Genomic DNA, 24,630 nt, shown 5'->3' on the forward strand with positions numbered 1-24,630 from the left:
ACTCATCGCGACGCGCTCAGCTCGGGGTACAACGCCTCGACAGGGGCGCTCAGGGCACCCTTCACCGAGGCGGTGAGTTCGTCGGCGATGACCTCGTACGCGCCCGACTCGACCGCGTCGAAGACCTGGCCCGCGAGGTCGGCCGGCGCGAGCTTGGGACCTTCGGCGTGAGCCGCCATGGCGGTGTCGACGTAGCCGACGTGCACACCCACCACGTGGACGCCCTTCGGGGCGAGCTCGACGCGCAGCGAGTTCGTCGCCGACCAGAGGGCCGCCTTCGAGGCGCTGTAGACGCCCCCGAACGCGTACCAGCTGGCCACCGAGTGCATGTCGACGAGCACCGACTGCGGATGCGCGGTCAGCACCGGTGCGAAGGCCGTCGCCAGCAGCACGGGCGCCACGAAGTTCGTCTCCATCGTGGCCCGCAGCTCGTCGGCCGAGAGCTCGAGGAAGCTCGCGGTCGACGGCAGCACGCCGGCGTTGTTGATCAGCACCGAGACGTCGGAGGCGGCCTCCACCGCCGCGGCGACCGACGCGGGGTCGGTGATGTCGAGGGCGAGCGGCACGACCCGCTCGTCCGACCACTCGCGCGGGGTGCGGGCGGTGGCGTAGACCTTGGCGGCGCCCCGGGCGAGCGCCTCGGCGACGAACGCCGAGCCGATCCCGCCGTTGGCGCCGGTGACGAGCACGACGGCTCCGGTGAGTGTGGGCATGATGACTCCTTGATCGGTGGTGGTGGGACGGATTCGTTCAGGTGGTGGTGGAGAGGGCTCGCAGGTCAGGCGCCGTGGTCGATGACGACCTTGCCGCGCAGACCTCCGCGGCCGAGGGCGGCGAGCGCAGCCGGGGTCTCGTCGAACGGGAAGACGCGACCGACCACCGGCCGGATCGCCCCCGCGTCGACCAGCGCGGCGATCTCGGCCAGCTGAGCTCCGTCGGCCCGCATCCAGAGGAAGGAATAGCGCACGCCGAGCCGCTTCGCCTGCCGCCTGACCTTCGCGCTGAGGCCGCCGATCGCCAGACGGACGAGCGGGTTCAGCCCGAGCTGCCGGGCGAACTCCGGGTCGGGCGGGCCGGCGAGGCCGATGGCGAGACCGCCGGGCTTCAGGATGCGCAGCGAGCGCTCGAGGTTCTCCCCGCCCACCCCGTCGATCACCACGTGGTAGCCGTCGAGCAGCTCGTCGAAGCGCTGCGAGCGGTAGTCGATCACCTCGTCGGCACCGAGGTCGCGCAGCCACTCGGCGTTCGAGCCGCTCGCGGTGGTGGCGACGTGCGCCCCCAGGTGCTTCGCGAGCTGCACGGCCACCGACCCGAAGCCGCCGGCCCCGCCGTGGATCAGCACCCTCTGGCCCGGCCCCACGCGGGCCCGTTCCACCAGCGCCTGCCAGGCGGTGAGCGCGACGAGCGGCAGCCCCGCGGCCTCGACCATGCTGATCGACGAGGGCTTCTGCGCCACGTCGGCCTCGGCGATGGCGATGCGCTCCGCGAAGGTGCCGATGCGCAGGTCGGCCGGGCGGGCGAACACCTCGTCGCCGACCGCGAAGCGGGTCACGGCGGGACCGACGGCCTCCACCACTCCGGCGGCGTCGTGGCCCAGCACGAGGGGCAGCCGGTACGTCAGCAGGGCCTTGAACTCCCCTTCCGCCAGCTTGGAGTCGAGCTGGTTCACCCCCGCGGCGAGCACTCGCACCAGCACGTCGTGCTCTCCCACAACCGGCTCCGGCGCATCCGTCGCTCTGATCTCGCCCTGGTACCGCTCGATGCTGAAGGCCTTCATGTCTGCTCTCTCGTCGTTTTTTCTGAGCGTACTCATTTCTGATGCCGCTCGCAAATGATTGCGGCGCAGCACCGGTTACGCTGGAGGCCTGATGAGCACCCCACCCCCCGGCCGCCGCGAGCGCAACAAGCTGCAGAAGCTCGAGCGCATCACCGCCGCGGCCTCCGAGCTCTTCGACCGCCACGGCATCGACGAGGTCACCACCCAGCAGATCGCCGACGCGGCCGACATCGGCACCGGCACGCTCTTCCTCTACGCCAGAACCAAGGCCGAGCTGCTGCTGCTCGTGCAGAACGCGCACTACGCCGAGGCGATCGAGACGGGCCTGGCCGCCGCCCCCCGCGCCGACTCACCGCTCGACGCGATCATGACGCTGATCGATCCGGTCGTCGCGTGCAACCGCCGCCAGGTCGAGAACGGCCGCAGCTACCTGCGCGAGCTCGTCTTCGGCGATCCCGAGGAGCCGCACCACCGGGCCGGCCTCGAGCTGATCCAGCGGCTCGACGACGCCTTCGTCGATGTGCTCCGCACCGTGCCCGGGGTCGACGACCGTGCCGCGGCGGTGCTCGCCCGCACCATCTCGGCGGCGATGTTCGTGACCCTGTCCTCTCCACTGAACGTGAGTGCCGGCGACGACGCCCTGTCGGCCGACATCCGCGAGCAGGTCGCCCTCCTGCTGCGCTAGCGTCGGGGCATGGCACGGTTCGTGGCGCTGCTGCGCGGGGTGAACGTCAACGGCATCACGGTGAAGAGCGCCGAGCTCGGTGCGCTGTTCCGCTCGCTCGGGTTCGAGGGGGTGCGCACGGTGCTCGCCTCGGGCAACGTCGTGTTCGAGACGGATGCGCGGGACACCGCAGCCCTCAAGTCCACCATCGAGGCGGCCCTCGGCGAGCGCTTCGGCTACGACGCCTGGATCGTGCTCGTGCCGCATGACCGGCTGGCGGCGGTCGTCGCGGGGTATCCGTTCCCCGACGACGAGGCCGCGCATCCGTATGTCGTGTTCACCTCGGATGCGGACGTGTTCGCCGAGGTCACCGCGGTCGCCGCCGAGCTCGCGCCAGCGCCTGCGCCAGCGCCAGAGCGGGCGACGCCCGGCGACGGCGTGCTCTATTGGCAGTGCCCTCGCGGCTCGAGCACCGACACCCCGCTCGCAAAGGCGCTCGCCCGCGCCCGCTACCGCGCCACGACCACCACACGCAACCTGCGCACCCTGCAGAAGCTCCTCTGACGGCCACGGCGGCGGCCATCGGCCCGGCGACGGCCTAGAGTTTCGGCATGAGCGCAGAGAGCGGGCGGCGAACGGTCGCCGTCGTCATCAATCCGAGCAAGTTCGACGACGTCGAGGCCGTGAAGGCGACCGTGGCCGCCGGGGCCCAGCGCGCGGGCTGGAACGAGCCGCTGTGGTTCGAGACCACCGTCGAGGACTCGGGAACGGGCGCCGCGGAGTCCGCGCTCGAGGCCGAGCCCGACGTGGTCTGCGCCATGGGCGGCGACGGAACCGTGCGCGCGGTCGCGGCCGTGCTGCGCGGCACCTCGGTGCCCTACGCACTGTTGCCGAGCGGAACGGGCAACCTGCTCGCGCGCAATCTCGGCATCCCGCTGACCTCGCTCGAGGACGCCGTCGAGATCGCCCTGCTCGGCCAGGACCGCGCCATCGACGTCGGCCTCGCCACCTTCGACGACGGCGAGGAGCGCGTGTTCGTCGTGATGGGCGGCGTGGGCCTCGACGCCGAGATCATGGACAAGACCGACGACGACCTGAAGAAGAAGGTGGGCTGGGGCGCGTACGTCGCCGCCGGCGCCCCCGCGCTGTTCAAGGGCGGCTTCGAGGCGACCCTGACGGTCGACGGCCAGGCCGAGGAGCCGACCAAGTGCCTGATGGTGCTGGCCTGCAACTGCAGCTCGGTGGTGGCGAACATCGAGATCGCCACCGGCGCCGTGCTCGACGACGGCGACCTCGAGCTGGTGATGCTGCAGCCGAACATCGTCGCCGGATGGGTGGGTGTCGCCATCGACGTGGCGACCCGCAACCGCAACGGGCTGGCCTCGCTCAAGCAGTGGTCGGGCAGTGAGTTCGAGTTCGAGCTCGACTCCCCCGTGCTGGCCGAGCTCGACGGCGACCCGGTCGGCGAGACCACCCGCGGCCGCTTCGGTGTGGACCCGGGCTCGCTCATCGTGCGGTTGCCCGTTCCCGTCGCCGCCGCGCCGGGGCTGTCGCCGCGCACCTCGGTGACGCTCGACAGCCCCACCGCCGAGACGGTCGACAGCGGGGAGGCGGGGAAGCCGGCCCAGCCCGCGCAGCCCGCCCCCGCGAGCGAGTAGGCGCGGAGCTCTAGCCCTCGGCGGCCTGCCTGGCGCGATACGCGATCACGTTCATCCGGTTGCCGCAGTTGCCGATGTCGCAGTACCGCTTCGACCGGTTGCGCGACAGGTCGACGAGCACGGCCGAGCAGTCGGTGGCCTCGCACACCCGCAGCCGGTCGAACTCGTTGGAGCGGATGACGTCGATGAACGCCATGGCGACCTCCACGCGCATCCGGATGGCCAGCGGGGCGTCGGCGTCGGTGGCGTGCAGGTGCCAGTCCCAGTCGTCGTGCCGCACGAGCTGCGGCAGGGCCTGCGCGTCGCGGAGGATGCCGTTCACGAGCGCCACGGCCTCGTCGCGCGAGACCTCCCAGAACCGCCGGAACTCGGGGCGGAGCGCCCGCACCTCGTCGAGCTCGGCCGCGTCGAGGTCGCGCCGGCCCGAGTAGCCGTGGTCGTCGAGCATCCGCGCGAGCGCGTCGACGTCGGCGAGCCCCTCGGGGTTGCCGTTCGAGATGCCGCCGGTCGAGTCGATCAGCGCGGTGGCGAAGGCGAGGGTCGCCTCGGTGTCATAGGTGAAGACCATGTTGACTCCTGACAGCTCGACGGGTTACTGTCACTAGCGTAGGCCCTGACGCTCCTGACAGTGCTGAACCGCGACGAGAGGATGCGCGTATGCCCGCACCCGCGACCCACCGCACCTCGGGGCTGATCATCGCCCTCGCCGCGGCCGCCGCGTTCGGCACGAGCGGCCCCTTCGTGAAGCCGCTGCTCGACGCCGGCTGGTCGCCCGCCGCCGCCGTGGCCGTGCGCGCCGTCGCCGGAGGCCTCGTGCTGCTGCCCGCCGCCCTCGTCGCGCTCCGCGGGCGGTGGGGCCTGCTGTTCGGGGCGTGGCGCCTCGTGCTCGCCTACGGCCTGGTCGCCGTGATCGGCGCCCAGGTGTTCTACTTCGCCGCCATCTCGCGCATGCCGGTGGGCATCGCGCTGCTGATCGAGTACACCGCGCCCATCCTGCTGGTGCTGCTGGCCTGGGCGCGCACGCGCATCCCGCCGGCGCTGCTCACGATCGTCGGCGCGGTGCTGAGCATCGCCGGCCTCGTGCTCGTCATCGACCCGTCGGGCGCCGGCGGGCTCGACGCGCTCGGCGTGGTGTTCGCGCTGTGCGCCGCGCTCTGCCTCGCGGGCTACTACCTGATCGCGGCGCTGCCGACGGGCGATCTCCCCCCGGTCACGCTGGTCAGCGCGGGGCTCGTGCTCGGCGGCGTGGTGCTCGGCGGGGTCGGCGCCGCCGGCGTGGTGCCGTTCACGTTCTCGTTCGAGCCGGTCGTCATGCCCCTCGTCGGCGAGGTGTCGTGGATGGCGCCGATGGCTGTCGTCGTGCTCGTCGCCACCGCGTTCGCCTACCTCGCGGGCATCATCGGCGCCATCCGCCTCGGCTCGCGGGTCGCGTCGTTCGTCGGACTCGTCGAGGTGCTGTTCGCGGTGCTCTTCGCCTGGCTGCTGCTCGGCGAGGCACCGACCTGGCTGCAGCTGACCGGCGGGGCGCTGATCGTCGCCGGTGTCGTCTTCGTGAAGGTCGAGCGCGAAGGCTCGCGCGACCCGGTGGGCGGGAGTACGGTCCAGCCCATGACGAAGAAACTCTCGAAAGGCGACCACGTCGAGTGGTCGACCCACGGCACCACCACGAGCGGCGAGGTCGAGAAGACGATCACGTCGGACACCGAGGCTGCGGGACGGACGGTCCGAGCATCCGATGACGACCCGCAGTACCTCGTGAAGAGCGACAAGAGCGGGCGCGAGGCCGTGCACAAGCCCGAGGCGCTCAAGAAGACCAGCTCGTGAGCGGGGGGCAGTACCCGCCACCGGGGCAGCAGTACCCGCCGCCCGGGCTGCAGCACGCCGGTGGCCCCGAACCGAGACCGGGGCGCAACCCGCTCGGGCTGGCCTCGCTGCTGGTCGGTGCGGTCATCCCGATCCTCGGGCTGGTGCACCTGGTGGTCCAGGCCGCCGTCATCTCCACCGGGGAGCCCTCGGTGCTGGGTGCCGTGTCGGCCGTCAACGGGGTGATCTCGGGGCTGCTCGCGATCGCGGCGATCGTGCTCGGCATCGTGGCGGTCTCCCGCCGGGGGCTGTCGAAGACGTTCGCGGCGGCGGGCATCGCGCTCGGCGCCGCCGCGCTCGTCTCGGTGATCGGATCGCTCAGCTACGGGCTGCTGATCCAGGTCATGTACAGCTTCTAGGTGGCCGCTAGACGGCCGCGGTCAGGCCGGGCTTCAGCACGACCTTGATGCAGCCGTCCTGCTTGTTCTTGAACAGCTCGTACATCTCGGGCGCCTCCTCGAGCGACACCGTGTGCGTGACGAGGTCGTCGATGCCGAGCGGGTCGGCCGGGTCCTCGACCAGCGGCAGGATGTCGTCACGCCAGCGGTGCACGTTGCACTGGCCCATCTTCAGCGTGATGCCCTTGTCGAACATCGTCATGAACGGCAACGGGTCGCCCGCACCGGCGTAGACGCCCGAGAGCGACACGGTGCCGCCGCGTCGCACGGCGTCGAGCGCGAGCAGCAGGGCGGCGAGCCGGTCGCTGCCGAAGGTCTGCATGGCCTTCTTCGCCACCGCGTCGGGCAGCAGCCCCACCGCGTACTGCGCGAAGGAGGCGGCGGGGTTGCCGTGCGCCTCCATGCCCACGGCGTCGACGATCGCGTCGGGGCCGCGGCCGCCGGTGAGCTCGCGCAGGCGGTCGACGACGTCATCGGTGAGGTCGAGGGTCTCGATGCCGTGGCGCTCGGCCATGGCGCGACGCTCGGCGACGGGCTCGACCGCGATCACGCGGTGACCGCGGTGCTTCGCGATGCGGGCGACGAACTGCCCCACCGGGCCGAGTCCGACGACACCGAGGGTGCCGCCCTCGGGCAGCTCGGCGTACTCCACACCCTGCCAGGCGGTCGGCAGGATGTCCGACAGGAACAGGTAGCGCTCGTCGGGCAGTTCGGTGCCCACCTTCTGCGCGTTGAAGTCGGCGAACGGCACGCGCAGCAGCTCGGCCTGCCCACCGGGCACCGAGCCGTAGAGCTCGGTGTAGCCGTAGAGCGAGGCGCCGGTGCCCGACGCGGTGTTCTGCGTGGTCTCGCACTGGGTGGTCAGGCCCTGCTCGCACATGAAGCAGTGCCCGCAGGCGATGACGAACGGGATAACCACCCGGTCGCCCACGGCGAGGCGGGTGACCGCCGAGCCGATCTGCTCGACGACGCCCATCGGCTCGTGCCCGAGGATGTCGCCCTTGTCGAGGAACGGCCCGAGCACGTCGTAGAGGTGCAGGTCGGAGCCGCAGATCGCGGTGGAGGTGACGCGGATGACCGCGTCGGTGTCGTCGATCAGGACGGGGTCGGCCACGTCTTCGACGGTGACCTTCATCGTTCCCTGCCAGGTGAGTGCTCTCATAGCCTCGTGCCTACGCCGGGTGGCTCGGCACGGCCAGTCATTGCCGGGCGCCGTGCAGGAGGCGACAGCTTCGATCACCGGCGCGACATCCGTTTCTCGAGCCCTTGGCGACGCCCGAGGCGCCCCGGCACACTCGAGCCACCAACAGCGCGACGACTGTCGCCCAAGACGCCCCCCTGGTGTGGCGCGAAAGGATCTCCTCCTCATGAACAAGCTCACCAAGGGCGCGATCGCCGCGGCCGCCGGCGTCGTGCTCCTTCTCGGAGGGGCCGGGACCTTCGCCTTCTGGAACTCCTCGGCGCAGGTCGCGGGCGGCACCATCACGGCGGGCAACCTGGCGGTCTCGAACGCCGACGGCCCCGGCAGCTGGACCGACCAGAACGGCGCCGCCGTCAACATCGCCACCTACAAGATCGTGCCCGGCGACACCCTCACCTACACCGACACCCTCAGCGTGGTCGCGGTCGGCGACAACCTCGTGGCGACGCTCGGGATCCTGCCCGGCACCATCGCGGCGGCCAGCTCGAGCAACCCGGCCGACGTGGCGCTCGCGGCCTACCTGAACGCCGGTGCGACGAACACCCTCACCGCGTCCGGCACCGGCATCTCCGGCACCGGCCCGACGTACACCGTCACCGCGGGCGCCGCCGGCGTCAGCCAGAACGTCACGGCCACCGTGAAGCTGAAGTTCCCGAACGTCAACACCGCCGGAGCCGAGAACGCGGCCAAGCTGGGTGCGGTCAACCTCAGCAACCTCACCCTGACGCTGACGCAGACCGCCCCCGCCGTCAACCCGTGACCCCCCGCGACCCCGGGCGGCGCGTCGATGCGCGGCGCCCGGGGAAGCGTTCGGTGAAGCGTTCGCCGGTGAAGCGGATGCTCGTCGCGACCGCTCTCGTCGGTGGCGCCGTGGTGCTCGGCACGGTCGCCTCGGGCAGCACCTTCGCGCTGCTGAACTCCTCGGCCACCAGCCCCGGAGCCGTGGTGCGCTCGGGCACCGCGGAGTTCACGGTCAGCACCCCTCTGACGCTTCCCACCGCCCCCCTGTACCCCGGCGCGGTCGCCTCGGGATCGGCCGTGGTGACCAACACCGGCCAGGTGCCCCTGTCGGTCAGGATCGCGGGGCTCTCCCTCTCGGGCTCGGGGACGACCTTCTCGTCGGCCCTGACGGTGAACGTCTCGGCGATCACGACCGGAACCTGTCCGGCGGTGCCGACGGCCTGGCAGGGCACCTTCGCGGCGGCGCCCGCGACCGACCTCGGCGTGCGTGTGGCCCCGAACGGCACCGCCCGCATCTGCGTGGCCGTGCAGCTGCCGACCTCGGCACCGGCGTCGGCGGCCGGAGCGGCGGCCGCGGCGTTCACCCTCTCGATCGACGGCAAGCAGGTGCCCTGACGTGGGCCGCCGCGGTCCGGCGCGCGTCGCGGCAGGGTGCGCCGTGGCATCGCTCGCGCTCGCGCCGGCCCTCGCGGCTGCACCGGCCCTCGCGGCTGCACTCGCCCTCGCGGCTGCACCGGCCCTCGGGTCGCCCGCGGTCGCGGCCGAGCCCGCCGCGACCACCGGCGGGGGCGTCGTGGTGAGCGTCGACGGCTCGAGCTACGGTGACGCGCCGACCGAGCCGCTCTTCGCCGCACCCCCGGTGATCGTGCCGGGAGACGTCGTCACCGCGACCCTCTGGGTGCGCAACGACAGCCGCATCCCGGCCTCCCTCCGCGTCGACGCGACGGATGCCCGCGCCACCGTCTCCGCCTTCGCCGACGCCCTGCGGGTCTCCGCCGGCATCCCCCCGCTCGGTGGCGGTGCCGTGCCGTTCGTCGACGCCGCCGAGTGCGCGGTGCTCCTCCGTGGCCCCGTGCTCGACCCCGGAGAGACCGTGGCCGTGGTCATCTCGCTCGAATTCTCGCCGGACACTCCCGACCGTCTCGGCCACGACGCGCGCGCGGCGCTCGACTTCACGGCCTCCCTGCGTGACGAGGCCGCCGCCGCGGCCGGCCCCGGAACCTGCGGCGACGGCGTTCCGGTCCCGGGCCTGCCCGACGGACCGGCCTCGGGCCCCCTCGCCTCGACGGGCGCCGCAGCACCCCTCTCCACCCTGCTCTGGTCCGCCGCCCTGTCGCTCGCGGGCGCTGTGGTGCTGGCCGTGGCGCTGTCACGGCGGCGCCGCGACGACCGGGGACGGCCCTGATGACCGGCCGCCGCGCCCTCGAGGCGCCACCCCGTGCATCCGCAGTTCTGGAGAGCGCCCCGCCGGGCGGACCGCGCCACCGGGCGGGCCGCGAGCGGGGGGTGCTGCACGCGGTCGGGGTGGGGCTGAGCGCCGGGCTGCTGGTGCTCGTGCTGGGGCTGGCGGTGGTGACGATCCTGCTGCCGCTCGTGGTGGGCGGGCGGCCGCTGACCGTGCTGACCCAGTCGATGGAGCCGGGGCTGCCGCCCGGGACGCTGATCATCGTGAGGCCGGAACCGGTGAGCGAGATCCGGCTGGGGGACGTGCTGACCTACCAGATCGTGTCGGGCAAGCCCGGCGTCGTGAGTCACCGCGTGGTCGAGAAGACGTTCGCGACCGACGGCTCGACGACATTCCGCACGAAGGGCGACAACAACGACCTGGTCGACGAGGAGCCGGTGCGCGAGGTGCAGATCGTGGGCGTGCTCTGGTACAGCGTGCCGCTGCTCGGCTGGGTGAACACGGCGGTCAACGGCGAGGCCCGCTCGGTCATCGTGCCGATCGCGGCGGCCGCCCTCTTCACCTACGCAGCCTGGGCCCTGGTCTCGACCGTCCTCACTCGGCGCCGCTCCCGCGCCTGAGCGCCGGGCGATCGACTTGGCCCGTCCCGTTCCATAGCGGCCGGTTTACACCGGGACGGGCCAAGTGGATGGTCGGGCATCCGCTCAGGGCGCCGAGAGCCCGGGGGCGAGGAGTTCGCGGGCCCGGGTCACCGCCGCGGGGCGCTGCGACGGCGGCGTCACCGACAGCAGCCCCGCGAGCATCGACACCACGAGGAACACGTCGTCGGCCGTCACCCCCGCGCCGAGCCGGCCGGCCGCCTGCTCGCGGGAGACGACCTCGGTGACGACGCTCCGCATCCGCTCGCCGAGGTGGTCGACCCGCTCGTCGTCGCGCTCGGCCCGGATCATCTCGATCATCGCCGTCGACACCAGCGCCTGCGCCACGACCCCGTCGAGCAGCGCGTCGACGGTGGTGCCAGGATGCGCGGCCAGCTCCTCGAGCTCGGTGAGGTTCTCGTCGAAGACCGCGACCGCGAGCGCCACCCGGTCGGGGAAGTGCCGGTAGAGGCTGCCCTGGCCGACGCCGGCGCGGCGGGCGACCGAGCTCAGCGGCGCGGCGTAGCCGTCACCCGCGAAGATCTCGCGGGCCGCGGTGATCAGCGCCCGACGGTTGCCGGGGCCCGCACTCGGGCCGCGATTGGGTTTCGGAGCCTCGGGCACGAGGTGTAGCCTACTAGCGGACAATGTTGTCCGGTTGGTGAGCGGATGCTCCGTCCGCTCCTCCACGACCCGAGAAAGCGAGACCCTCATGCCGTCCTCCTCCGCTCCCCTCAGTGCTGACTCCTCGATCGCCACCTGGCTCGAGCATCCGGTCGGCGGGCCCTTGATCCGCGAACTGCTGGCGCAGGGCGGGCAGGACGCCGACGCGCTGCGGCCCGTGCGGCGCCTCGCGCTGAAGCGGCTCGTGGCGCTGAGCCGCGGGCAGTTCCCCGCGGAGCTCGTGGACCAGCTCGTCGCCCGGGCCGCCGCCGGCGAGGTGCCGGGCGGCACGCCGGGCGGCGACGTGAGTGGCACCACCGAGCACGCAGTCAGCGAACAGGGCCCCGTGCCCGTCGAGCTGCCCGAGTGGACCGAACGCCTCGACGCCGGCCGCTTCGCCGGCCAGACGGTCGTCGTCACCGGCGCCGGGTCTGGTATCGGCCGCGCCACCGCCTCCCGCATCGCCCGGGAGGGCGGCCGGGTGATCGCCGTCGACATCTCGGCCGAACGCCTCGATGACTTCGTCGCGTCGCTGCCGGAGGCCGACGTCACGCCGGTCGCGGGCGACATCACCTCCGACGAGGCCATCGCCGCGATCGTGTCGGCCGCGGGCCAGCGCATCGACTGTCTCGCGAACGTGGCCGGGATCATGGACGACATGACCCCGGTGGGCGACGTCACCGACGAGGTCTGGAACCGCGTCTTCGCCATCAACGTCACGGGCACGATGAAGCTGACCCGTGCGGTGGTTCCGGTGATGCTCGCCCAGGGCAAGGGCGCGATCGTGAACGTCGCATCCGAGGCGGCCCTCCGCGGTTCGGCCGCCGGGGCCGCCTACACCGCCTCGAAGCACGCGGTCGCCGGGCTGACCAAGTCGACGGCGTTCATGTACGGGCCCTCCGGCATCCGCACGAACGCGGTGGCGCCCGGCCCGACGATCACGAACATCGAGGCGCGGTTTGCCTCACCGCTCGGGGCCGAACGGGTGCGCCAGGCCATGGCGATCCTGCCCGATGCGGTCGAGGCGGATGCCCTGGCCGCCTCGATCACGTTCCTGCTGTCCGACGACGGGGTGAACGTCAACGGCGTCATCCTCCCCTCCGACGGAGGCTGGTCGGCGGCCTGACCCTGGCCACCCGGCCCTGGCCACCCGGCCCCGCGCAATCGAGTTGCCGCTATCCGCCCTAAAAGGCGCGTTTTGGGGCGGATCGGGGCAACTCGATCGCGAGAGGCGGGGGCGGAAGCCGCTCAGTCGACGAGACGGCGGAGGAAGCCCGCGAAGCCGCCCGAGGTGCGCCCGTCGAGGCGGTCGGACGTGACCGCCACCCCGTCGACCGTCGCGATGCGCCCGCCGGCGGGCTCGGCCCCGCTCGACTCCAGCCCCTCGATCGCGCGCACGAGCTCCTCGTCCTCCCCGAGCCGGATCGGCGGGAACCCGCCCGCCCGCAGGTACGCATCCGCCCGCACGCCGAGGTTCGCCCCGTAGACGTGCCGCACGCCGTCGTCGTCGTGCGCCCGGTGCCAGGCGGCGAGGGCCTCGGGCGGCAGGGTGTCGCCCCGCGGCTCGACCCGCCCGAGCCCGACGTAGGCGCCCGACTGCGCCACCGAGAAGTGGTCGATCAGCCAGTCGGCGGGCACGACAGTGTCGGCGTCGGTGGTGCAGATCCACTGCTCGTCGGGCCGGTCGAAGCCGGCGAGGGCGTGCCGCACGCCGATGCCTCGGGCCTGCCCCACGTTGCCGGCGGTCGACTCGAGCACGGTCACGGCGTCGCCGAACGACTCGGCCACGTCGATCGAGTTGTCCACGCAGGCGTCGAGCACCACGACCACCCGGCAGCGCACGAGCGGCGTCGGGTCGAGGTGCAGCAGCGCCTTGCGGCTCGCCAGCACCGCGCGGATGCACTCCCCGAGCGACTCCTCCTCGTCCCGCGCCGGGATCACGACGTCGATCGCCCCGATCATGCGAGCCCCTCCCGCGCGGCGATCGAGACGGCCGGTGGGCGCACGACGACATCGAGCACGAAGTCCTCCTCCAGGTGGCGGGCGAGCCGCACGAAATCGGGTCGCCGCTCGAGTACGGCGTGCACGTCGTCGCCGGTCAGCGCCCGGTCGACGATGGTGTGCCGCCAGTGGCAGAGCACGAGGGCCCCGTCGGGGGCGAGGGCGGTCGCGATCCGGTCGAACAGGTCGGTGAGCGACGCCGGGTCGAGGTAGTAGCCGACCTCCGAGACGACCACGAGGTCGAAGGTGCCGGCCGGCCAGTCGGCGGGCACGGTCATCCGCTCGAACGAGGCCTGCGGCAGGTCGGCATTGCGGTTGCGCGCTCGCGCCAAAGCCACCTCCGAGACGTCGACGCCGACGAAGCGAACGGATGCCCGACCCGCCAGCTCCCGCGAGAGCACCCCCGTCGAGGTGCCGACCTCGAGCACCTCCCGGTACCGCCGGTCGGGCAGGCTCGCGAGCAGGATCGCCCGCTTGCGCTGCTCGTACCAGCGCGACTCGAAGCCCCACGGGTCGGCGGCCGATTCGTGCAGCGCGTCGAAGTAGCGGGCGGCGGTGTGGTTCTCGTGCTGAGGCTCCGGCTCGGCCGGCAGCCCCGCCGGCAGCTCGGCCGGCACCTCGACGAACAGCTCGAACGGCCGCTCGAAGTGGGCGAGCATGCCCGGATGCAGCAGCACCTCGTCACCCGCCCGGTCGCTCAGCGGCTCGACCTGGCTGCGGTGCACGGCGAGCGCCGCCCGCTTCGCCGCGAGGGTCTCGTCGTCGAGCGGCACGCGCACGAGGGCGTCCCACGGCACCTCGGCGCCGTCGGGTGCGCCCCAGTGCCACAGCCACACGGGGTAGGCGAGGCTCCGGATGCGCGACCCGCCCGGCTCGTCGGCGAGCTGCCGCACGGCGTCGGCCACCGCCTCGGCGGCGGCCTCGTGGTCGGGGTGCCGGTCGCCGCCCCACGGTGCGACGAACCACGTGGACGCGACGGGCGCCCCGCCGGGGCCCGAGCCCTCGAGAGGCGCCGCGGCTGAGCCCGCGCCGTCGGCGGCCGACGCGACCCCGGCCGGGCCAGCGCCGCTGCCGCGCACCGCGGCGAGCAGCGCCTCCGTCAGCGCCTCGCGGTGCGGGGCCTCGCCGAGCCGGCCGTCGGGCGCCCGCAGGAACGCGACCGTCGCCCCCGGATCCACCGCCGCGACCGCCGCCGCAGTCTCCGCCTCGCGCAGCCGGGCGAGCTCCGAGGGCCGATGCGTCGTCGACCCAGGGTGCGACGCCTCCCCCGAGGTCGCGACGAGCACCGTCGTGCGCACCCCGGCGGCGTACGCCCGGGCGAGCAGGCCGGCCGCCCCGAGCGTCTCGTCGTCCGGATGCGCCGCCACCACCACGAGGTGCCCGAGCTCCGCCAGCTCCCCTACGCCGATCTCGCGCAGCGCACCGCCCCGCGCGGCGAACGCCTCGGCCCACCGCTCCTCGGCGGTGCCGTCGTCGTGGTGCGTGTAACCCGTCATGCCGCCCCCACCTCGGACGAGCCCACGGTCTCGCGCTCGACCAGCAGCCGCCCGAGCCGCGCGAGGTCGCGGTCGCCGTGATCCTGCAGCAGGTACAGCTCGAGGTCGGCCACCCGGGCCGCGTACCCGGCGTCGAGCGCGAGCGGAGCCGGCCCGAGGGCGTGGGCCGCCTCCCGCAGCACGAGCTCGCCGGCACCGCGCACGACGCTGCGCACCTCCTGCGCGAGGATCCGCGCCTCCGCGCGATCCAGCCCGCCCCCGTCGATCCGCGCCGCCGCCCCGGCGAGCACCGCCCGTGCCGCGTTGAGCGCTGCGGCGCACCGCCCGGCGTGCAGCTCGCTCAGCTCGCCCGGGCGCCGGGCCGCGGCGTCGAGCACCCGCCGCCCGATCCCCACCGCTCCGCCGAACCAGCACGCCGCGACCCCGATGCCGCCCCACTCGAAACCGTCCCGCTCGAGGTACCATCCCGCCGCCCCCACGGGCACCGCCGCCACCGCGTCGAAGTCCACCGGCCCGCTCGGCACGGTCGGCATCCCGCGGGCGACCCAGGCCTCCGGATGCACGACCATCCCTCCGCGTCCGAGCGCCACCGCGAACAGCCGCCGGGTACCGCCGCCGTCGGGCCCGTCGACGTGGGCGGTCACCAGCGCGTGGCTCAGGTCGCCGGCGAGGGAGCACCAGGGCTTGGTCCCGCTCAGGGTCCAGCCCCGGGCATCCTGAACCGCCGTCAGGCGCACCCCGGGAGCCTCGGCCGCGAAGACACCCCAGGTGCTCGAGTCATCGACGCCCACCGCGCCCAGGTCGACGTCGTCGGGGCACTCGGCCAGCACGGCGAGCGCGTCGAGGTGCGGCTCGACGACCCGCGCCACGGTCACGTCGGCGGCACCGAGCGTCGCGAGCGTCTCGAGGTACTGCACGGTGCGGCCGCGACCGGGCCCCGGCGACGCGGCACCCACCTCCCGCGCGAGCCGCAGCGCGGCCGCGACGTCGACGGCCGCGAGCGCCGCCGACGCGAAGAGCCCGTCGAGGCCCGCGTCGCCTCCGGGTCGAGCGTCGAGCGTCACTCCCTCGTGCATGCCTCCGCCTCCCCTGTCCGTGCCTCGGCTTCCATCGAACCCCGATCGGGCCCGAGCCGGTAGGCCGCCCTCAGCACCCGTGCAGCCGAAGCCACCCCGGGGCGGCCCCTAGCGCTCCGGCAGGCGGATGACCGTGGTCAGGTCGACCAGGTGCGGCTCGGGCGGTGCCGAGCCGAAACCGAACCGCACGGGCGGGTCGAGCGCCGCGAAGGCGCCGAGCGGCTGTCCGTCGACACTCGCCTCCGCCCAGGCGAGGCGCCGCATCGTGGTCACCCCGTAGTACTCGAGGCGCCCGTGACCGGCCGAGCCTGCGGTGTGCACACCCGGCACCAGACGCGAGGCGATCGGGTCGATCATGCTGAGCCAGCGCACGTCGCTCGCGAGCCGTCGCGGCACCGAGCGCAGCAGCCGCCCGAGCGGGGGCACGTCACCGACCGCGATGCGCGCAGTGAGCGCGGAGCCGCCCTCGCCCGCCCGCACCGCCAGCCCGCCCTCGATGCGCCGCCACGAGACGGGCACCACGCGCACCTCGTCGAAGGAGTAGGTCTCCGAGACGAACGCGGCGACAGTCTCGGTGGGCGCCAGCAGGGTGCGGTGCCCCGCCGCGTCCTCCAGCATCGCGTCGGCGAAGTGCCCGAACGGCGACCGCTCCCACATCCCCACCACGACCCGGGTGCCGGATGCGCTGCCGAACCCCGCGATGCGGCCCTCGAACCTCAGCCCGCCGCCCCGCGCGGCACCCGCACCCGTCGCTCGTCCCATGCCCCGAGCGTACGCGGCGCGGAGCGCCACGGCACCGAGCGCAGCAGTCGCCCGAGTCAGCGACCGGCGCGGCGGTCGGGCTCGGTCTGCGCCCGCACGTGGATGCGCTCCCCGTCGCGGCTGAAGATGCACATCAGCTCCACCGGCTCGTCGTCGGCGCAGCCCAGCCAGTGCGGCACCCGCGTGGCGAACTCCGCCGCCTCCCCTTCGGCCAGAACCAGATCGTGGTCGCCGAGCAGCAGGCGCAGCCGGCCGCTCAGCACGTAGACCCACTCGAAGCCCTCGTGCGTGCGCAGGCTGATCTCCTCGGGTGTCGGTCGGAGCGTCATGCGCACGGTCTGCATCGGCGAGCTCTCCCGCGAGAGCAGCTCCATCGTGCGACCGGGCCGGTGCTCGTGGCGCCCCGCCACCCGGGGGTCGGGCACCGAATCGGTCGCCAGCTCGTCGATCGTCACCTCGAGCGCCGCCGCCAGCGGGATCAGCAGCTCGAGGTTCGGCTGCCGCTTCCCCGACTCCAGGCGCGAGATGGTGCTGGCCGAGATGCCGGTCGCGGCCCCCAGCGCGGCGAGCGTCACCGACCGCGCCGATCGCACGGCGCGCAGCCTCGCGCCGATGCGTGCGCCCTGCGACTCGGTGACCACGTGCCCCATCCTGCCGCACCCCGACCGTAGGCTCGACGCATGACCGACCACGACGACATCCCGCGCCCGAGCGAAGAGCAGCTCGACGCCTCCGAGCACACCGAGAAGCGCACCATCGACGGCGAGGCCCGCTACTACGTCAAAGACCTCGAGAAGCACCTCAAGGCCTGGGGTCACCCGAACCCCGACGGCCTCGTGGCCTACTTCACGCCCGACGGGAAGTTCCACGCGCAGGGTGTCGACCGCGAGAACCAGCTGCGTCTGATCGGGGCGCTGGGCGGCGTCGCCTGACCCGTGCCGGTTTGCCATCTCGGCAATCCACTGTGCCAGAAGCGGATGCTCGGCGAGGCTCGAGGCATGGATGAGACGCAGTTCGATGTGATCGTGGTCGGCGGCGGAGCCGCCGGCCTGAACGCCGCCCTGGTGCTGGCCCGCTCCCGCCGGAGGGTGGTGGTGGTCGACGCCGGAGAGCCGCGCAACCGCTTCACCTCCCACATGCACGGCTTCCTCAGCCGCGACGGCTTCGACCCCGCCGAGCTGCTGCGGATCGGCCGGGAGGAGGTGCGGGGCTACGGCGCCGTCGTCGTCGACGGACGGGCCGTGGGCGCGACCGGGAGCGTCGGCGCCTTCGAGGTCACGGTCCAGGCCTTGGGCGGCGGCGCTCCCCGCGTCCTCCGCGGCCGCCGGCTCGTGATCGCCACCGGCCTCCGCGACGAGCTGCCGCCCATCGAGGGCGTGCAGGAGCAGTGGGGCCGCGGCGCCGTCGCCTGCCCGTACTGCGACGGCTGGGAGGCGCGCGACTCGCGGGTCGTCGTGATCGCCGCCTCGGCCCGCTCCGCCCATCAGGCCGAGCTGATGCGCCAGCTGAGCGACGACGTGACGATCGTCGGCCGGGTCACCGCCGAGCTCGAGACCGAGACGCTCCGCGGTCTCGCAGCACGGGGCATCCGGGTCGGAGACCAGGACGTGGTGCGCGTCGAGCGCGTCGACCCCGCCCGCGAACGGCCGCTCCGGCTCACGCTCGAGGACGGCAGCACGCTCGAGGCCGACGCCGTCTTCACGGGCGGGGCCCTCGTGCCGAACGACGAGCTGCTGCGACAGCTCGGCGCCGACACCGTCGCCGGCCCGATGGGCGAGTGGACCGCATCCGACCCCACCGGCCTCAGCTCGGTGCCCGGCGTCTGGGTGGCGGGCAACTCGGCGAACGCCGGCGCGCTGGTCATCGTGGCCGCGGCATCGGGGCTCACCGCGGCCACGGTGATCAACTACGACCTGGTGCAGGAGGACATCGCCCTCACCCTGGGTCGCTGAGCGAGCCCGCTCAGCCCTGCGCCAGCACCGACACGTCGTTCCACGTCTCCCACTCCGCGATGCGCCCGGCGTAGTCGGCCTTCGCGGTCTCGATCGGGGAGCGGCCGAAGAACACCCGCAGCGGCGGCTCGTCGGCGTCGACGATCCGGAGGATCGCCTCGCCGGTCGCGCCAGGGTCGCCGGGCTCGGCCATGCGCGACTTGCGGGCCTCGGCGGCGGCCTCCTTCACGGCGGCGTAGTCCTCGAGCGGCTCGGCGTGCTTGGCGGATGCTCCGCCCCAATCGGTGCTGAACCCACCCGGCTCCACCAGCGTCACGTGCACCCCGAACGGAGCGACCTCCTGGGCGAGCGCCTGCGAGAAGCCCTCGAGCGCCCACTTGGAGGCGTTGTAGATGCCGATGTTCGGGAACGCCGAGATGCCGCCGATCGACGAGACCTGGATGATGTGCCCCGACCCCTGCTCCCGCAGGTAGGGCAGGGCGGCCTGTGTGATCCAGAGGGCGCCGAACACGTTCGTCTCGAACTGCTCGCGCACCTCCTGCTCGCTCAGCTCCTCGATGAAGCCGAACTGTCCGTAGCCGGCGTTGTTGATCACGACGTCGAGGCGGCCGAAGAAGTCGTAGGCCTCGGTGACTGCGGCGAAGTCGGCCTCGCGGTCGTTCACGTCGAGCTGGAGGGGGAGGAATCGGTCGCCGTAGCGGTCGACGAGCTCGGCGAGGGTCGACGTGTCGCGCGCGGTGGCGGCGACGCGGTCTCCCCGCTCGAGGGCGGCGAGCGCCCACTCGCGGCCGAAACCGCGGGACGCTCCGGTGATGAACCAGGTTTTCTGTGCCATGCGACGAGTCAACACCCGCACGGCCCGAACGCTTCCTTCCGGAGTCGGGAAGCTGCACCCCTTCTGGGGCAGGTTCCAGACTTCCCCCACCCCTAGGCTGACGGCAGCCGGGTGCAGCCCGCGGCAGCGACCAGGGGGAGACCGATGACCGACACGACCGCGGTGCGCCGAGGCCCCCGCATGCCGAGCCGACGCGTGCTCGTCGCCATCCTGCTCGGCGTCATCCCGCTCAGCCAGGCGCCGATCGACATCTACACCCCCGCCATCCCGACGATGATCACCGAGCTCGGCACCACGTCGACGCTCGTGCAGAACACCGTGACGGTCTACGTGCTCGGCATGAGCCTCGGCCTCATCCCGGTGGGCGTGATCGCCGACGCGAAAGGCCGGCGCCCGACCCTGCTGGTCTGCCTGGCCCTGCTGCTCGTCACGAGCGTCGGCATCGCGTTCACCACCGACATCGCGGTGCTGCTGGTGCTCCGCTTCCTCCAGGGGGTGGGCGGATGCGCGTGCATGGTGCTCGTCTACGCCGTCGCCGCCGACACCACCCGGGGCGCGAAGCTCACCTCGCTCTCGGGCCTGCTCGGCGCCTCGTGGGGACTGGCCCCGGTGATCGCCCCGGCGATCGGCGGATTCCTCGTCGACGCCGTGTCGTGGCGCGGCATCTTCGTGCTCGTGGCGGTGCTCGCGGGCATCGCGCTGCTGGTCGTCTGGCTGGTGCTGCCCGAGACGCTCGACCCGGCCGACGCCCAGCCGATCGTGCCGAAGACCATCGCGCGGGTGCTGGGCGGCACGCTCCGGCAGAAGATCTTCCTGGGGCTGACCCTCGCGTTCGCGGTGTTCGCCAGCGCCCAGCTGCTGTTCGGTATCGTCGCCCCGCTGCTCTACGAGAAGGTGCTCGGCCTGACGCCCTTCCAGTACGGCGCCATCGCCCTGGTCATCGGTGCGGCGAATCTCGGCGGTGAGCTGGCCACCGGCGCCTTCGCCACCCGCATCTCGCCCCGCACCCTCGGGTTCACGGCCCTGGGGTCCTTCGTCGTCGGCACCGCCGTGCTGCTCGTCAGCGGTCTCACAGTCGGGCCCGACCTCCTGCTGCTCACGATCGGGGCCGTCTTCGTGATGCTCGGCTGCGGCGCCCTGTGCCCGCTCGCCTACGGGCTCGCCCTCGGCCTCTTCGACCGCAACCTGGGCCTCATCGGCGGCCTCGCCAGCGCCGTCTGCTACCTCGTCGTCGCCGCCACGATGGGCCTCGCGTCGGGCCTGCACGACCGGAACCAGGTGCCCCTGTCCCTCATCTACGTCGGCTGCGCCGTCGTCGGCGCCGTGCTGCTCGCCCTGTGCCTGCGCCCGCGTCCCCGTGCCGTGCCCGCCGCCGAGGCCGACCGGGTCACGCAGGGCTGAGGAGCGACGACAGCACCTCCGCGCGGCGGCTCAGCACGATGAAGTGCCCCTCGTCCGGGTAGCTGCGCAGCCGCGCATCCGGCAGCACCTCGACCAGCCGGGCAGCCCAGGCCGCCGGGATCAGGCGGTCGGCCGAGCCCTGGTGCACCACGACGGGCACGGTCACCGAGGCGGGCGGGAAGCCCCACGGCCCCACGAAGGCGCGGTACGAGTCGACCGCGCCGCGCGGGTCGGCGACCCCCTCGGCCACGCAGCGGGCGAACCAGGCCGAGTGCCGGGCGAGCAGCACCGTGTCGCTCGCGTCGAGGGCGGCGGCCGAGGCCTCGGCGGTGAGCCGCGGGAAGGCGCGCGCGAGGCCCCGGGTCGCCGCGAAGCCGAGCGCGGCGAGCGTCGGCGCCCGCAGCGACAGCCCGGCGACCCGCTTGTCGGTGCGGTTGAGCTCGGCGAACACCGCGGGGTCGATCAGCGGCAGCGCTCCCGCCACCACCGCCACGGCCGACACCCTCGACGGGAAGGCCTTCGCCACCGCCAGCGCGTACTGCCCGCCCTCCGACCAGCCGGTGACGGCGAAGCGCGAGGTGTCGAGGCCCCCGCCGGCGGGCGAGGCGAGGTGCTCGAGCAGAGCCCCGACGTCGAAGTGGGCCCAGGCGAGCGGCGTGCGGCCGGGGCTCCGCGAACTGCCGCCGATGCCGGGCCGGTCGGGCGAGACCAGCGCGATGCCGAGCGCGCGAGCGACCTCGTGGCCGGTGGCGGCGTCGAGCCCGCTCATCAGCCCGCCGTGGCAGCTCAGCACCAGTTCACCGTGCGGGTCGCCGTAGACCCGGTAGGCCAGCGCTCGCCCGTCGCCGAGGGCGATGCGGCGGCGGAGGCCCTGGCTCATTCTCGAACGATACCCGCTCAGGTGGCGAGCAGCCGCTCCCGCTCCCGCTCGACGTCGAACGACGCCGTCGGCCAGCGCAGCTGCAGCCCGGTGAGCGCCTCCTCGAGCAGCTGCTGCACGGCGAGGGCCGAGAACCACTTGTGGTCGGCCGGCACCACGAACCACGGCGCCGGCTCGGTGTTCGTGGCGGTCAGCGCCGCCTCGTAGGCCTCCTGGAAGGCCGGCCAGTGCGCCCGGTCGTCGACGTCGCCCGGGCTGAACTTCCAGTGCTTGTCGGAGCGGTCGAGCCGGCGCAGCAGGCGCTTGCGCTGCTCGTCGTAACCGAGGTGCAGGAACACCTTGACGATCGTCGTGCCCGACTCGACCAGCCGGCGCTCGAAGGCGTTGATGGTCGCGTAGCGGTCGTCGATGGCGGCCGCCGAGAGGGTGCCGTGCACGCGGGGCACGAGCACGTCCTCGTAGTGCGATCTGTCCCACACCCCGATCTGCCCGGGCGCCGGCAGCTGCTTCTCGACGCGCCAGAGGAACGGGTGCGCCCGCTCCTCCTCGGTCGGCGCCTTGAACGCGTGGTGCGAGACCCCCTGCGGATCGACCGAGCCGGCGACCTTCTTCACCACGCCGCCCTTGCCCGCGGTGTCCATGCCCTGCAGCACGAGCAGCACCGAGCGCGCGGGGGCACCGTTGCCGACCGTGCTCGCGGCGAAGAGCTGCTCCTGCAGCCGGGCGAGCGACTTCCCGGTTCCGCGGAAGCTCGCCTCCCCGTCGTCCTTATCGAGCACCCCGGGGGTCGCCCCGGTGTCGAACCCGGCCAGGTCGACGGATGCTCCCGGCGCCCCCGCCCGCAGCCTGGAGCTCCACGGCCCCTCGATCCGCCCGCGCGGCGGTTCAGCGTGTGCCGGCATCCCTTGCCTCTTTCTCGTGACCGTCACCCGAACTCTAGCCGCGCAGGTGCGACGCGAGGAAGGCGAGCACGAGCACGTCCTCGTCGGGTCCGCCGGCCTCGTGGCCGTTGAAGGGCCAGAGATGCAGCGCACTCTCGCCCGCATAGGCCCGGTGGGCGCCCGCGATCGTCGAGGGTGGTGTGATCGGGTCCATCATCGCCGCCGAGAACCAGGCCGGCACCTGCGCCCGCCGCGCGAAGTTCACCCCGTCGAAGTAGCGCAGCGTCTCCATCACCTCGCCGAGCCGGTCGCGGTGCACCGCCAGGTACTGGGCGATCTCCTTGTAGGGGTGCGCATCCGTGATGCGGATCGCCCGCGGGTAGTCGCAGAGGAACGGGGTGGTGAAGGCACCGGCGGTCACCCCCTCGGCGAGGGCCGCGACGGCCAGGGCCAGCCCGCCGCCCTGGCTGCCCCCGACCACGCCGATGCGCTCGGGGTCGACCTGCGTGAGGGCTCGGGCGGCGTCGACGGCGAGCACCGCATCCGTCATCAGCCGGCGGTAGTAGTAGCCCTCGCGGCTCTCGATGCCGCGCGTCATCACGCCGGGGATCTGCGGCCCCGTCGACCCGTCGGGATCGCCGGTGTCCCCCGCCGACCAGGTCGAGCCCTGGCCGCGCGTGTCCATCTGCAGGTGCGCGAACCCGGCGCTCGCCCAGAACAGGTTCTCCCAGGCCCGACCGCGCCCGCCGCCGTAGCCGACGTACTGCACCACGGCCGGCAGCGGCCCCTCGGCTCCCACGGGAACCCGCAGCCAGGCCTTGATGCCCTGCCCGCCGAACCCGGGGAACGTCACGTCGAAGACCTCGACCGTCTCGAGGCCCGTCTCGACGGGCACGAGCACGACCTCGGTTCCCGCACCCGCCGCCCGCGCTTCGGCAAGGGTCGTGTGCCAGAAGTCGTCGAAGTCGTCGGGAGCGGTCTGCACGCTCTCGTACTCGGCCAGTTCGGCTTCACCGAGGTCGGTCAGCATGGCGGTCTCCTTCGCACCGGCCGGCACGCGCGCTCTCGGCACGTGCTCGGGTTCAGCACGACTGTAGCGAAGAGCGGATGCCCTCTCCGACCTCAGTTCGGATCGGTCACCCGCCCGGCCACCGACGAGCTCCCGCCGCGCGGCGGCTGCTTCTTCTGCTTCGACAGCTCGCCGCCGACGCGACCGCCGTAGGGGCGGCCGTGGTCGGCGAACTCCTCGCGGAAGTAGGCCAGCCGCCACTCGCCGAGCTCGATCCGCGCGCCGGTGCGCAGGATGCGGCCGCGGGGCGGCCTCCCGCCCACCGGGCCGGGCTCCCTCGTGTGCCCGCCGCCCGTCGGCTCGATGTCGTAGAGCACGTACTCGTCGTCGTCCTCGTGCCGGATCTCGGCGTGCACGGGCGCCAGCCCGGGCAGCTGCAGATCGGCGTCGGGCCCCGAGCCGATCACCGTGCGGCCGGGCAGCAGGTCGAACTCGCGCGGCGGCCGCCCGTTCCAGTACTCGGAACCCACGGTGAAGATCAGGCGCGGTCGCCCCGAACCGGGCAGATAGTGCGTCGTCGTCACCCGGCGGCGAACCACGCGGTTCACGGTCGGCAGCAGGGGCAACGGCGTGGTGGGCGGCAGCGGGAAGGTGAGGGCCTGATCGCCGTTGCGGCGGACGAGCAGCGGGGCGAGCGCCTGGAACCCGCCGAGCCGGATATGCGGCGAGCGCGTGACGAGCCGCTGCAGCCGGCTGTTCTTCACATCGCCGAGGTGCAGGATCGGGCCGTCCGGGCCCTCCAGACAGACCGAGATGCCGCGATCGGCGAGCGCGTCGGCGACCGTGGTGAGGTCGGCGAGGCTCCGGCGACCGTTGCCCGGCAACCGGCCCGGCTCGTTCACGTGAATGACGATCTCGGTGCCCGAGGCCTTGATCGTGCCCTGGAACGGCACGGCGGTGCTGTCGGACTCGGTCTCCGAGAAGGTCAGGTCGATGTCGAGGCGCACCATGGCGCCCGCCCCCGTCCGGGTCTCCGGCTCAGAGCCCGCGGTGCGGGTCGGAACCGGGAGCGGTGTCGTCGCTCGTGGTGACGCGCAGGGTGCCGTCGATCTTCCAGGTGGCTCGCGGCGCATCCGGCCCGATGTCGCGGGGCACCTCGACGGTCATGTCGACGAAGGTGTAGTTCACGGCCGCGCCGCGACCGGTCAGGTACGACCACATCTCGCGACCGAGGTCGGTCCAGTCGGTGATCGAGTGGCCCTCGGGGCCTGAGGCGTCGGCGAACGGGTCGGAGGAGGTGGACGTGGTGTCAGACATGGCGATGACCTT

29 protein-coding genes are annotated in these 24,630 nt (G+C 73.2%); 13 read left to right on the forward strand and 16 right to left on the reverse strand.

The features are described from left to right. Positions 1-2: 2 nt before the first annotated feature. Together NVV95_RS13215 and NVV95_RS13220 are read right to left on the reverse strand one after the other, a co-directional pair. Positions 3-713 (reverse strand): SDR family oxidoreductase, encoded by a 711-nt coding sequence (locus NVV95_RS13215; protein WP_259487019.1) that lies wholly within the window; start codon positions 711-713, stop codon positions 3-5. A 65-nt stretch (positions 714-778) separates the two neighbouring features. Continuing rightward, positions 779-1,777: an NADP-dependent oxidoreductase gene (locus NVV95_RS13220; RefSeq protein WP_259487020.1), complete on the reverse strand. Its 999-nt coding sequence runs from the start codon at positions 1,775-1,777 to the stop codon at positions 779-781. Positions 1,778-1,868: 91 nt separating this feature from the next. On the opposite strand from NVV95_RS13220, the gene NVV95_RS13225 reads away from it, so the two are divergent. Genes NVV95_RS13225 through NVV95_RS13235 form a run of 3 tightly spaced genes read left to right on the forward strand, consistent with a single transcriptional unit; the run spans position 1,869 to position 4,099 of the window. Next, positions 1,869-2,462 carry a TetR/AcrR family transcriptional regulator gene (locus NVV95_RS13225; protein ID WP_259487021.1) on the forward strand — a complete coding sequence of 198 codons (594 nt, stop codon included), beginning with the start codon at positions 1,869-1,871 and terminating at the stop codon, positions 2,460-2,462. 9 nt (positions 2,463-2,471) lie between these two features. Next, a complete protein-coding gene (locus NVV95_RS13230; RefSeq protein ID WP_259487022.1) occupies positions 2,472-3,005 on the forward strand; it encodes a DUF1697 domain-containing protein in 534 nt (177 codons plus the stop codon). Between the two features lie 47 nt (positions 3,006-3,052). After that, positions 3,053-4,099 carry a diacylglycerol/lipid kinase family protein gene (locus NVV95_RS13235; protein WP_259487023.1) on the forward strand — a complete coding sequence of 349 codons (1,047 nt, stop codon included), beginning with the start codon at positions 3,053-3,055 and terminating at the stop codon, positions 4,097-4,099. A gap of 10 nt (positions 4,100-4,109) precedes the next feature. On the opposite strand, the gene NVV95_RS13240 is transcribed toward NVV95_RS13235, so the two are convergent. Beyond that, on the reverse strand, positions 4,110-4,667 hold the full coding sequence (locus tag NVV95_RS13240; RefSeq protein ID WP_259487024.1) for a CGNR zinc finger domain-containing protein: 558 nt from the start codon (positions 4,665-4,667) through the stop codon (positions 4,110-4,112). Positions 4,668-4,756: 89 nt separating this feature from the next. Here NVV95_RS13240 and NVV95_RS13245 point away from each other — a divergent pair, with 89 nt between their 5' ends. Together NVV95_RS13245 and NVV95_RS13250 are read left to right on the forward strand one after the other, a co-directional pair. Continuing rightward, positions 4,757-5,923 carry an HVA1 family protein gene (locus tag NVV95_RS13245; RefSeq protein ID WP_259487025.1) on the forward strand — a complete coding sequence of 389 codons (1,167 nt, stop codon included), beginning with the start codon at positions 4,757-4,759 and terminating at the stop codon, positions 5,921-5,923. Then, on the forward strand, positions 5,920-6,321 hold the full coding sequence (locus tag NVV95_RS13250; RefSeq protein WP_259487026.1) for a hypothetical protein: 402 nt from the start codon (positions 5,920-5,922) through the stop codon (positions 6,319-6,321). The genes NVV95_RS13245 and NVV95_RS13250 overlap by 4 nt, the downstream gene beginning before the upstream one ends. 7 nt (positions 6,322-6,328) lie before the next feature. Here NVV95_RS13250 and NVV95_RS13255 read toward each other — a convergent pair whose 3' ends face one another. Further along, positions 6,329-7,522 carry an alcohol dehydrogenase catalytic domain-containing protein gene (locus NVV95_RS13255; protein WP_259487027.1) on the reverse strand — a complete coding sequence of 398 codons (1,194 nt, stop codon included), beginning with the start codon at positions 7,520-7,522 and terminating at the stop codon, positions 6,329-6,331. A 205-nt stretch (positions 7,523-7,727) separates the two neighbouring features. Here NVV95_RS13255 and NVV95_RS13260 point away from each other — a divergent pair, with 205 nt between their 5' ends. Genes NVV95_RS13260 through NVV95_RS13275 form a run of 4 tightly spaced genes read left to right on the forward strand, consistent with a single transcriptional unit; the run spans position 7,728 to position 10,327 of the window. Continuing rightward, the gene (locus NVV95_RS13260) at positions 7,728-8,321 is read left to right on the forward strand and encodes an alternate-type signal peptide domain-containing protein (protein WP_259487028.1); all 594 of its coding nucleotides are present in this window, start codon (positions 7,728-7,730) and stop codon (positions 8,319-8,321) included. A 53-nt stretch (positions 8,322-8,374) separates the two neighbouring features. Beyond that, the gene (locus NVV95_RS13265) at positions 8,375-8,917 is read left to right on the forward strand and encodes a hypothetical protein (protein ID WP_259487029.1); all 543 of its coding nucleotides are present in this window, start codon (positions 8,375-8,377) and stop codon (positions 8,915-8,917) included. Positions 8,918-8,960: 43 nt separating this feature from the next. Then, positions 8,961-9,707: a hypothetical protein gene (locus tag NVV95_RS13270; protein WP_259487030.1), complete on the forward strand. Its 747-nt coding sequence runs from the start codon at positions 8,961-8,963 to the stop codon at positions 9,705-9,707. Then, positions 9,707-10,327, forward strand: a complete 621-nt coding sequence (locus NVV95_RS13275; RefSeq protein WP_259487031.1) for a signal peptidase I — start codon at positions 9,707-9,709, stop codon at positions 10,325-10,327. Before NVV95_RS13270 ends, NVV95_RS13275 begins: the two co-directional genes overlap by 1 nt. Positions 10,328-10,411: 84 nt before the next feature. On the opposite strand, the gene NVV95_RS13280 is transcribed toward NVV95_RS13275, so the two are convergent. Further along, on the reverse strand, positions 10,412-10,969 hold the full coding sequence (locus NVV95_RS13280) for a TetR family transcriptional regulator (RefSeq protein ID WP_259487032.1): 558 nt from the start codon (positions 10,967-10,969) through the stop codon (positions 10,412-10,414). Positions 10,970-11,057: 88 nt separating this feature from the next. On the opposite strand from NVV95_RS13280, the gene NVV95_RS13285 reads away from it, so the two are divergent. After that, a complete protein-coding gene (locus tag NVV95_RS13285) occupies positions 11,058-12,134 on the forward strand; it encodes an SDR family NAD(P)-dependent oxidoreductase (RefSeq protein WP_259487033.1) in 1,077 nt (358 codons plus the stop codon). A 122-nt stretch (positions 12,135-12,256) separates the two neighbouring features. On the opposite strand, the gene NVV95_RS13290 is transcribed toward NVV95_RS13285, so the two are convergent. The 5 genes from NVV95_RS13290 to NVV95_RS13310 all read right to left on the reverse strand — a co-directional run bounded on the left by NVV95_RS13290 (position 12,257) and on the right by NVV95_RS13310 (position 16,993). Next, entirely contained in the window at positions 12,257-12,970 is a 714-nt protein-coding gene (locus NVV95_RS13290; RefSeq protein ID WP_259487034.1) for a glycosyltransferase family 2 protein, read from the reverse strand. Next, positions 12,967-14,505, reverse strand: a complete 1,539-nt coding sequence (locus tag NVV95_RS13295) for a PIG-L family deacetylase (protein ID WP_259487035.1) — start codon at positions 14,503-14,505, stop codon at positions 12,967-12,969. The genes NVV95_RS13290 and NVV95_RS13295 overlap by 4 nt, the downstream gene beginning before the upstream one ends. Then, complete coding sequence (locus NVV95_RS13300) at positions 14,502-15,581, reverse strand: acyl-CoA dehydrogenase family protein (RefSeq protein ID WP_259487036.1); 1,080 nt, start codon at positions 15,579-15,581, stop codon at positions 14,502-14,504. Before NVV95_RS13300 ends, NVV95_RS13295 begins: the two co-directional genes overlap by 4 nt. Positions 15,582-15,689: 108 nt before the next feature. After that, a complete protein-coding gene (locus NVV95_RS13305) occupies positions 15,690-16,343 on the reverse strand; it encodes a hypothetical protein (RefSeq protein WP_259487037.1) in 654 nt (217 codons plus the stop codon). A gap of 56 nt (positions 16,344-16,399) precedes the next feature. After that, entirely contained in the window at positions 16,400-16,993 is a 594-nt protein-coding gene (locus NVV95_RS13310) for a helix-turn-helix domain-containing protein (RefSeq protein ID WP_259487038.1), read from the reverse strand. A 30-nt stretch (positions 16,994-17,023) separates the two neighbouring features. Between NVV95_RS13310 and NVV95_RS13315 the strand changes: the two genes are divergently transcribed. Together NVV95_RS13315 and NVV95_RS13320 are read left to right on the forward strand one after the other, a co-directional pair. Next, the gene (locus NVV95_RS13315) at positions 17,024-17,275 is read left to right on the forward strand and encodes a hypothetical protein (RefSeq protein WP_259487039.1); all 252 of its coding nucleotides are present in this window, start codon (positions 17,024-17,026) and stop codon (positions 17,273-17,275) included. A 66-nt stretch (positions 17,276-17,341) separates the two neighbouring features. Further along, the gene (locus tag NVV95_RS13320) at positions 17,342-18,295 is read left to right on the forward strand and encodes an NAD(P)/FAD-dependent oxidoreductase (protein ID WP_259487040.1); all 954 of its coding nucleotides are present in this window, start codon (positions 17,342-17,344) and stop codon (positions 18,293-18,295) included. Positions 18,296-18,305: 10 nt separating this feature from the next. Here NVV95_RS13320 and NVV95_RS13325 read toward each other — a convergent pair whose 3' ends face one another. Beyond that, positions 18,306-19,130: an SDR family oxidoreductase gene (locus NVV95_RS13325; protein ID WP_259487041.1), complete on the reverse strand. Its 825-nt coding sequence runs from the start codon at positions 19,128-19,130 to the stop codon at positions 18,306-18,308. Between the two features lie 144 nt (positions 19,131-19,274). Between NVV95_RS13325 and NVV95_RS13330 the strand changes: the two genes are divergently transcribed. Then, complete coding sequence (locus NVV95_RS13330) at positions 19,275-20,531, forward strand: multidrug effflux MFS transporter (RefSeq protein ID WP_259487042.1); 1,257 nt, start codon at positions 19,275-19,277, stop codon at positions 20,529-20,531. Here NVV95_RS13330 and NVV95_RS13335 read toward each other — a convergent pair. The 5 genes from NVV95_RS13335 to NVV95_RS13355 form a co-directional block, all read right to left on the reverse strand. Beyond that, a complete protein-coding gene (locus NVV95_RS13335) occupies positions 20,518-21,411 on the reverse strand; it encodes an alpha/beta fold hydrolase (protein ID WP_259487043.1) in 894 nt (297 codons plus the stop codon). The two genes, NVV95_RS13330 and NVV95_RS13335, sit on opposite strands and share 14 nt — an antisense overlap. A gap of 17 nt (positions 21,412-21,428) precedes the next feature. Then, complete coding sequence (locus NVV95_RS13340; protein ID WP_259487044.1) at positions 21,429-22,313, reverse strand: PPK2 family polyphosphate kinase; 885 nt, start codon at positions 22,311-22,313, stop codon at positions 21,429-21,431. Between the two features lie 34 nt (positions 22,314-22,347). Further along, complete coding sequence (locus NVV95_RS13345) at positions 22,348-23,322, reverse strand: acetylxylan esterase (RefSeq protein ID WP_259487045.1); 975 nt, start codon at positions 23,320-23,322, stop codon at positions 22,348-22,350. 92 nt (positions 23,323-23,414) lie between these two features. After that, positions 23,415-24,311, reverse strand: a complete 897-nt coding sequence (locus tag NVV95_RS13350) for an FHA domain-containing protein (RefSeq protein WP_259487046.1) — start codon at positions 24,309-24,311, stop codon at positions 23,415-23,417. Positions 24,312-24,339: 28 nt separating this feature from the next. Beyond that, positions 24,340-24,618: a hypothetical protein gene (locus NVV95_RS13355; protein ID WP_259487047.1), complete on the reverse strand. Its 279-nt coding sequence runs from the start codon at positions 24,616-24,618 to the stop codon at positions 24,340-24,342. Between the last annotated feature and the right edge of the window lie 12 nt (positions 24,619-24,630).

This window comes from Herbiconiux gentiana, assembly GCF_024978135.1.
Taxonomy (GTDB): Bacteria; Actinomycetota; Actinomycetes; order Actinomycetales; family Microbacteriaceae; genus Herbiconiux; species Herbiconiux gentiana.

Bases quoted from the DNA above. Each gene is read 5' to 3' on its own strand.
- NVV95_RS13320 (WP_259487040.1), top strand. From the start codon at position 17,342: ATGGATGAGACGCAGTTCGATGTGATCGTGGTCGGCGGCGGAGCCGCC.
- NVV95_RS13305 (WP_259487037.1), bottom strand. From the start codon at position 16,343: ATGGGACGAGCGACGGGTGCGGGTGCCGCGCGGGGCGGCGGGCTGAGG.
- NVV95_RS13285 (WP_259487033.1), top strand. From the start codon at position 11,058: ATGCCGTCCTCCTCCGCTCCCCTCAGTGCTGACTCCTCGATCGCCACC.
- NVV95_RS13325 (WP_259487041.1), bottom strand. From the start codon at position 19,130: ATGGCACAGAAAACCTGGTTCATCACCGGAGCGTCCCGCGGTTTCGGC.
- NVV95_RS13220 (WP_259487020.1), bottom strand. From the start codon at position 1,777: ATGAAGGCCTTCAGCATCGAGCGGTACCAGGGCGAGATCAGAGCGACG.
- NVV95_RS13225 (WP_259487021.1), top strand. From the start codon at position 1,869: ATGAGCACCCCACCCCCCGGCCGCCGCGAGCGCAACAAGCTGCAGAAG.
- NVV95_RS13335 (WP_259487043.1), bottom strand. From the start codon at position 21,411: ATGAGCCAGGGCCTCCGCCGCCGCATCGCCCTCGGCGACGGGCGAGCG.
- NVV95_RS13235 (WP_259487023.1), top strand. From the start codon at position 3,053: ATGAGCGCAGAGAGCGGGCGGCGAACGGTCGCCGTCGTCATCAATCCG.
- NVV95_RS13215 (WP_259487019.1), bottom strand. From the start codon at position 713: ATGCCCACACTCACCGGAGCCGTCGTGCTCGTCACCGGCGCCAACGGC.
- NVV95_RS13340 (WP_259487044.1), bottom strand. From the start codon at position 22,313: ATGCCGGCACACGCTGAACCGCCGCGCGGGCGGATCGAGGGGCCGTGG.
- NVV95_RS13245 (WP_259487025.1), top strand. From the start codon at position 4,757: ATGCCCGCACCCGCGACCCACCGCACCTCGGGGCTGATCATCGCCCTC.
- NVV95_RS13290 (WP_259487034.1), bottom strand. From the start codon at position 12,970: ATGATCGGGGCGATCGACGTCGTGATCCCGGCGCGGGACGAGGAGGAG.
- NVV95_RS13345 (WP_259487045.1), bottom strand. From the start codon at position 23,322: ATGCTGACCGACCTCGGTGAAGCCGAACTGGCCGAGTACGAGAGCGTG.
- NVV95_RS13260 (WP_259487028.1), top strand. From the start codon at position 7,728: ATGAACAAGCTCACCAAGGGCGCGATCGCCGCGGCCGCCGGCGTCGTG.
- NVV95_RS13315 (WP_259487039.1), top strand. From the start codon at position 17,024: ATGACCGACCACGACGACATCCCGCGCCCGAGCGAAGAGCAGCTCGAC.
- NVV95_RS13330 (WP_259487042.1), top strand. From the start codon at position 19,275: ATGACCGACACGACCGCGGTGCGCCGAGGCCCCCGCATGCCGAGCCGA.
- NVV95_RS13300 (WP_259487036.1), bottom strand. From the start codon at position 15,581: ATGCACGAGGGAGTGACGCTCGACGCTCGACCCGGAGGCGACGCGGGC.
- NVV95_RS13310 (WP_259487038.1), bottom strand. From the start codon at position 16,993: ATGGGGCACGTGGTCACCGAGTCGCAGGGCGCACGCATCGGCGCGAGG.
- NVV95_RS13230 (WP_259487022.1), top strand. From the start codon at position 2,472: ATGGCACGGTTCGTGGCGCTGCTGCGCGGGGTGAACGTCAACGGCATC.
- NVV95_RS13350 (WP_259487046.1), bottom strand. From the start codon at position 24,311: ATGGTGCGCCTCGACATCGACCTGACCTTCTCGGAGACCGAGTCCGAC.
- NVV95_RS13275 (WP_259487031.1), top strand. From the start codon at position 9,707: ATGACCGGCCGCCGCGCCCTCGAGGCGCCACCCCGTGCATCCGCAGTT.
- NVV95_RS13295 (WP_259487035.1), bottom strand. From the start codon at position 14,505: ATGACGGGTTACACGCACCACGACGACGGCACCGCCGAGGAGCGGTGG.
- NVV95_RS13355 (WP_259487047.1), bottom strand. From the start codon at position 24,618: ATGTCTGACACCACGTCCACCTCCTCCGACCCGTTCGCCGACGCCTCA.
- NVV95_RS13255 (WP_259487027.1), bottom strand. From the start codon at position 7,522: ATGAGAGCACTCACCTGGCAGGGAACGATGAAGGTCACCGTCGAAGAC.
- NVV95_RS13240 (WP_259487024.1), bottom strand. From the start codon at position 4,667: ATGGTCTTCACCTATGACACCGAGGCGACCCTCGCCTTCGCCACCGCG.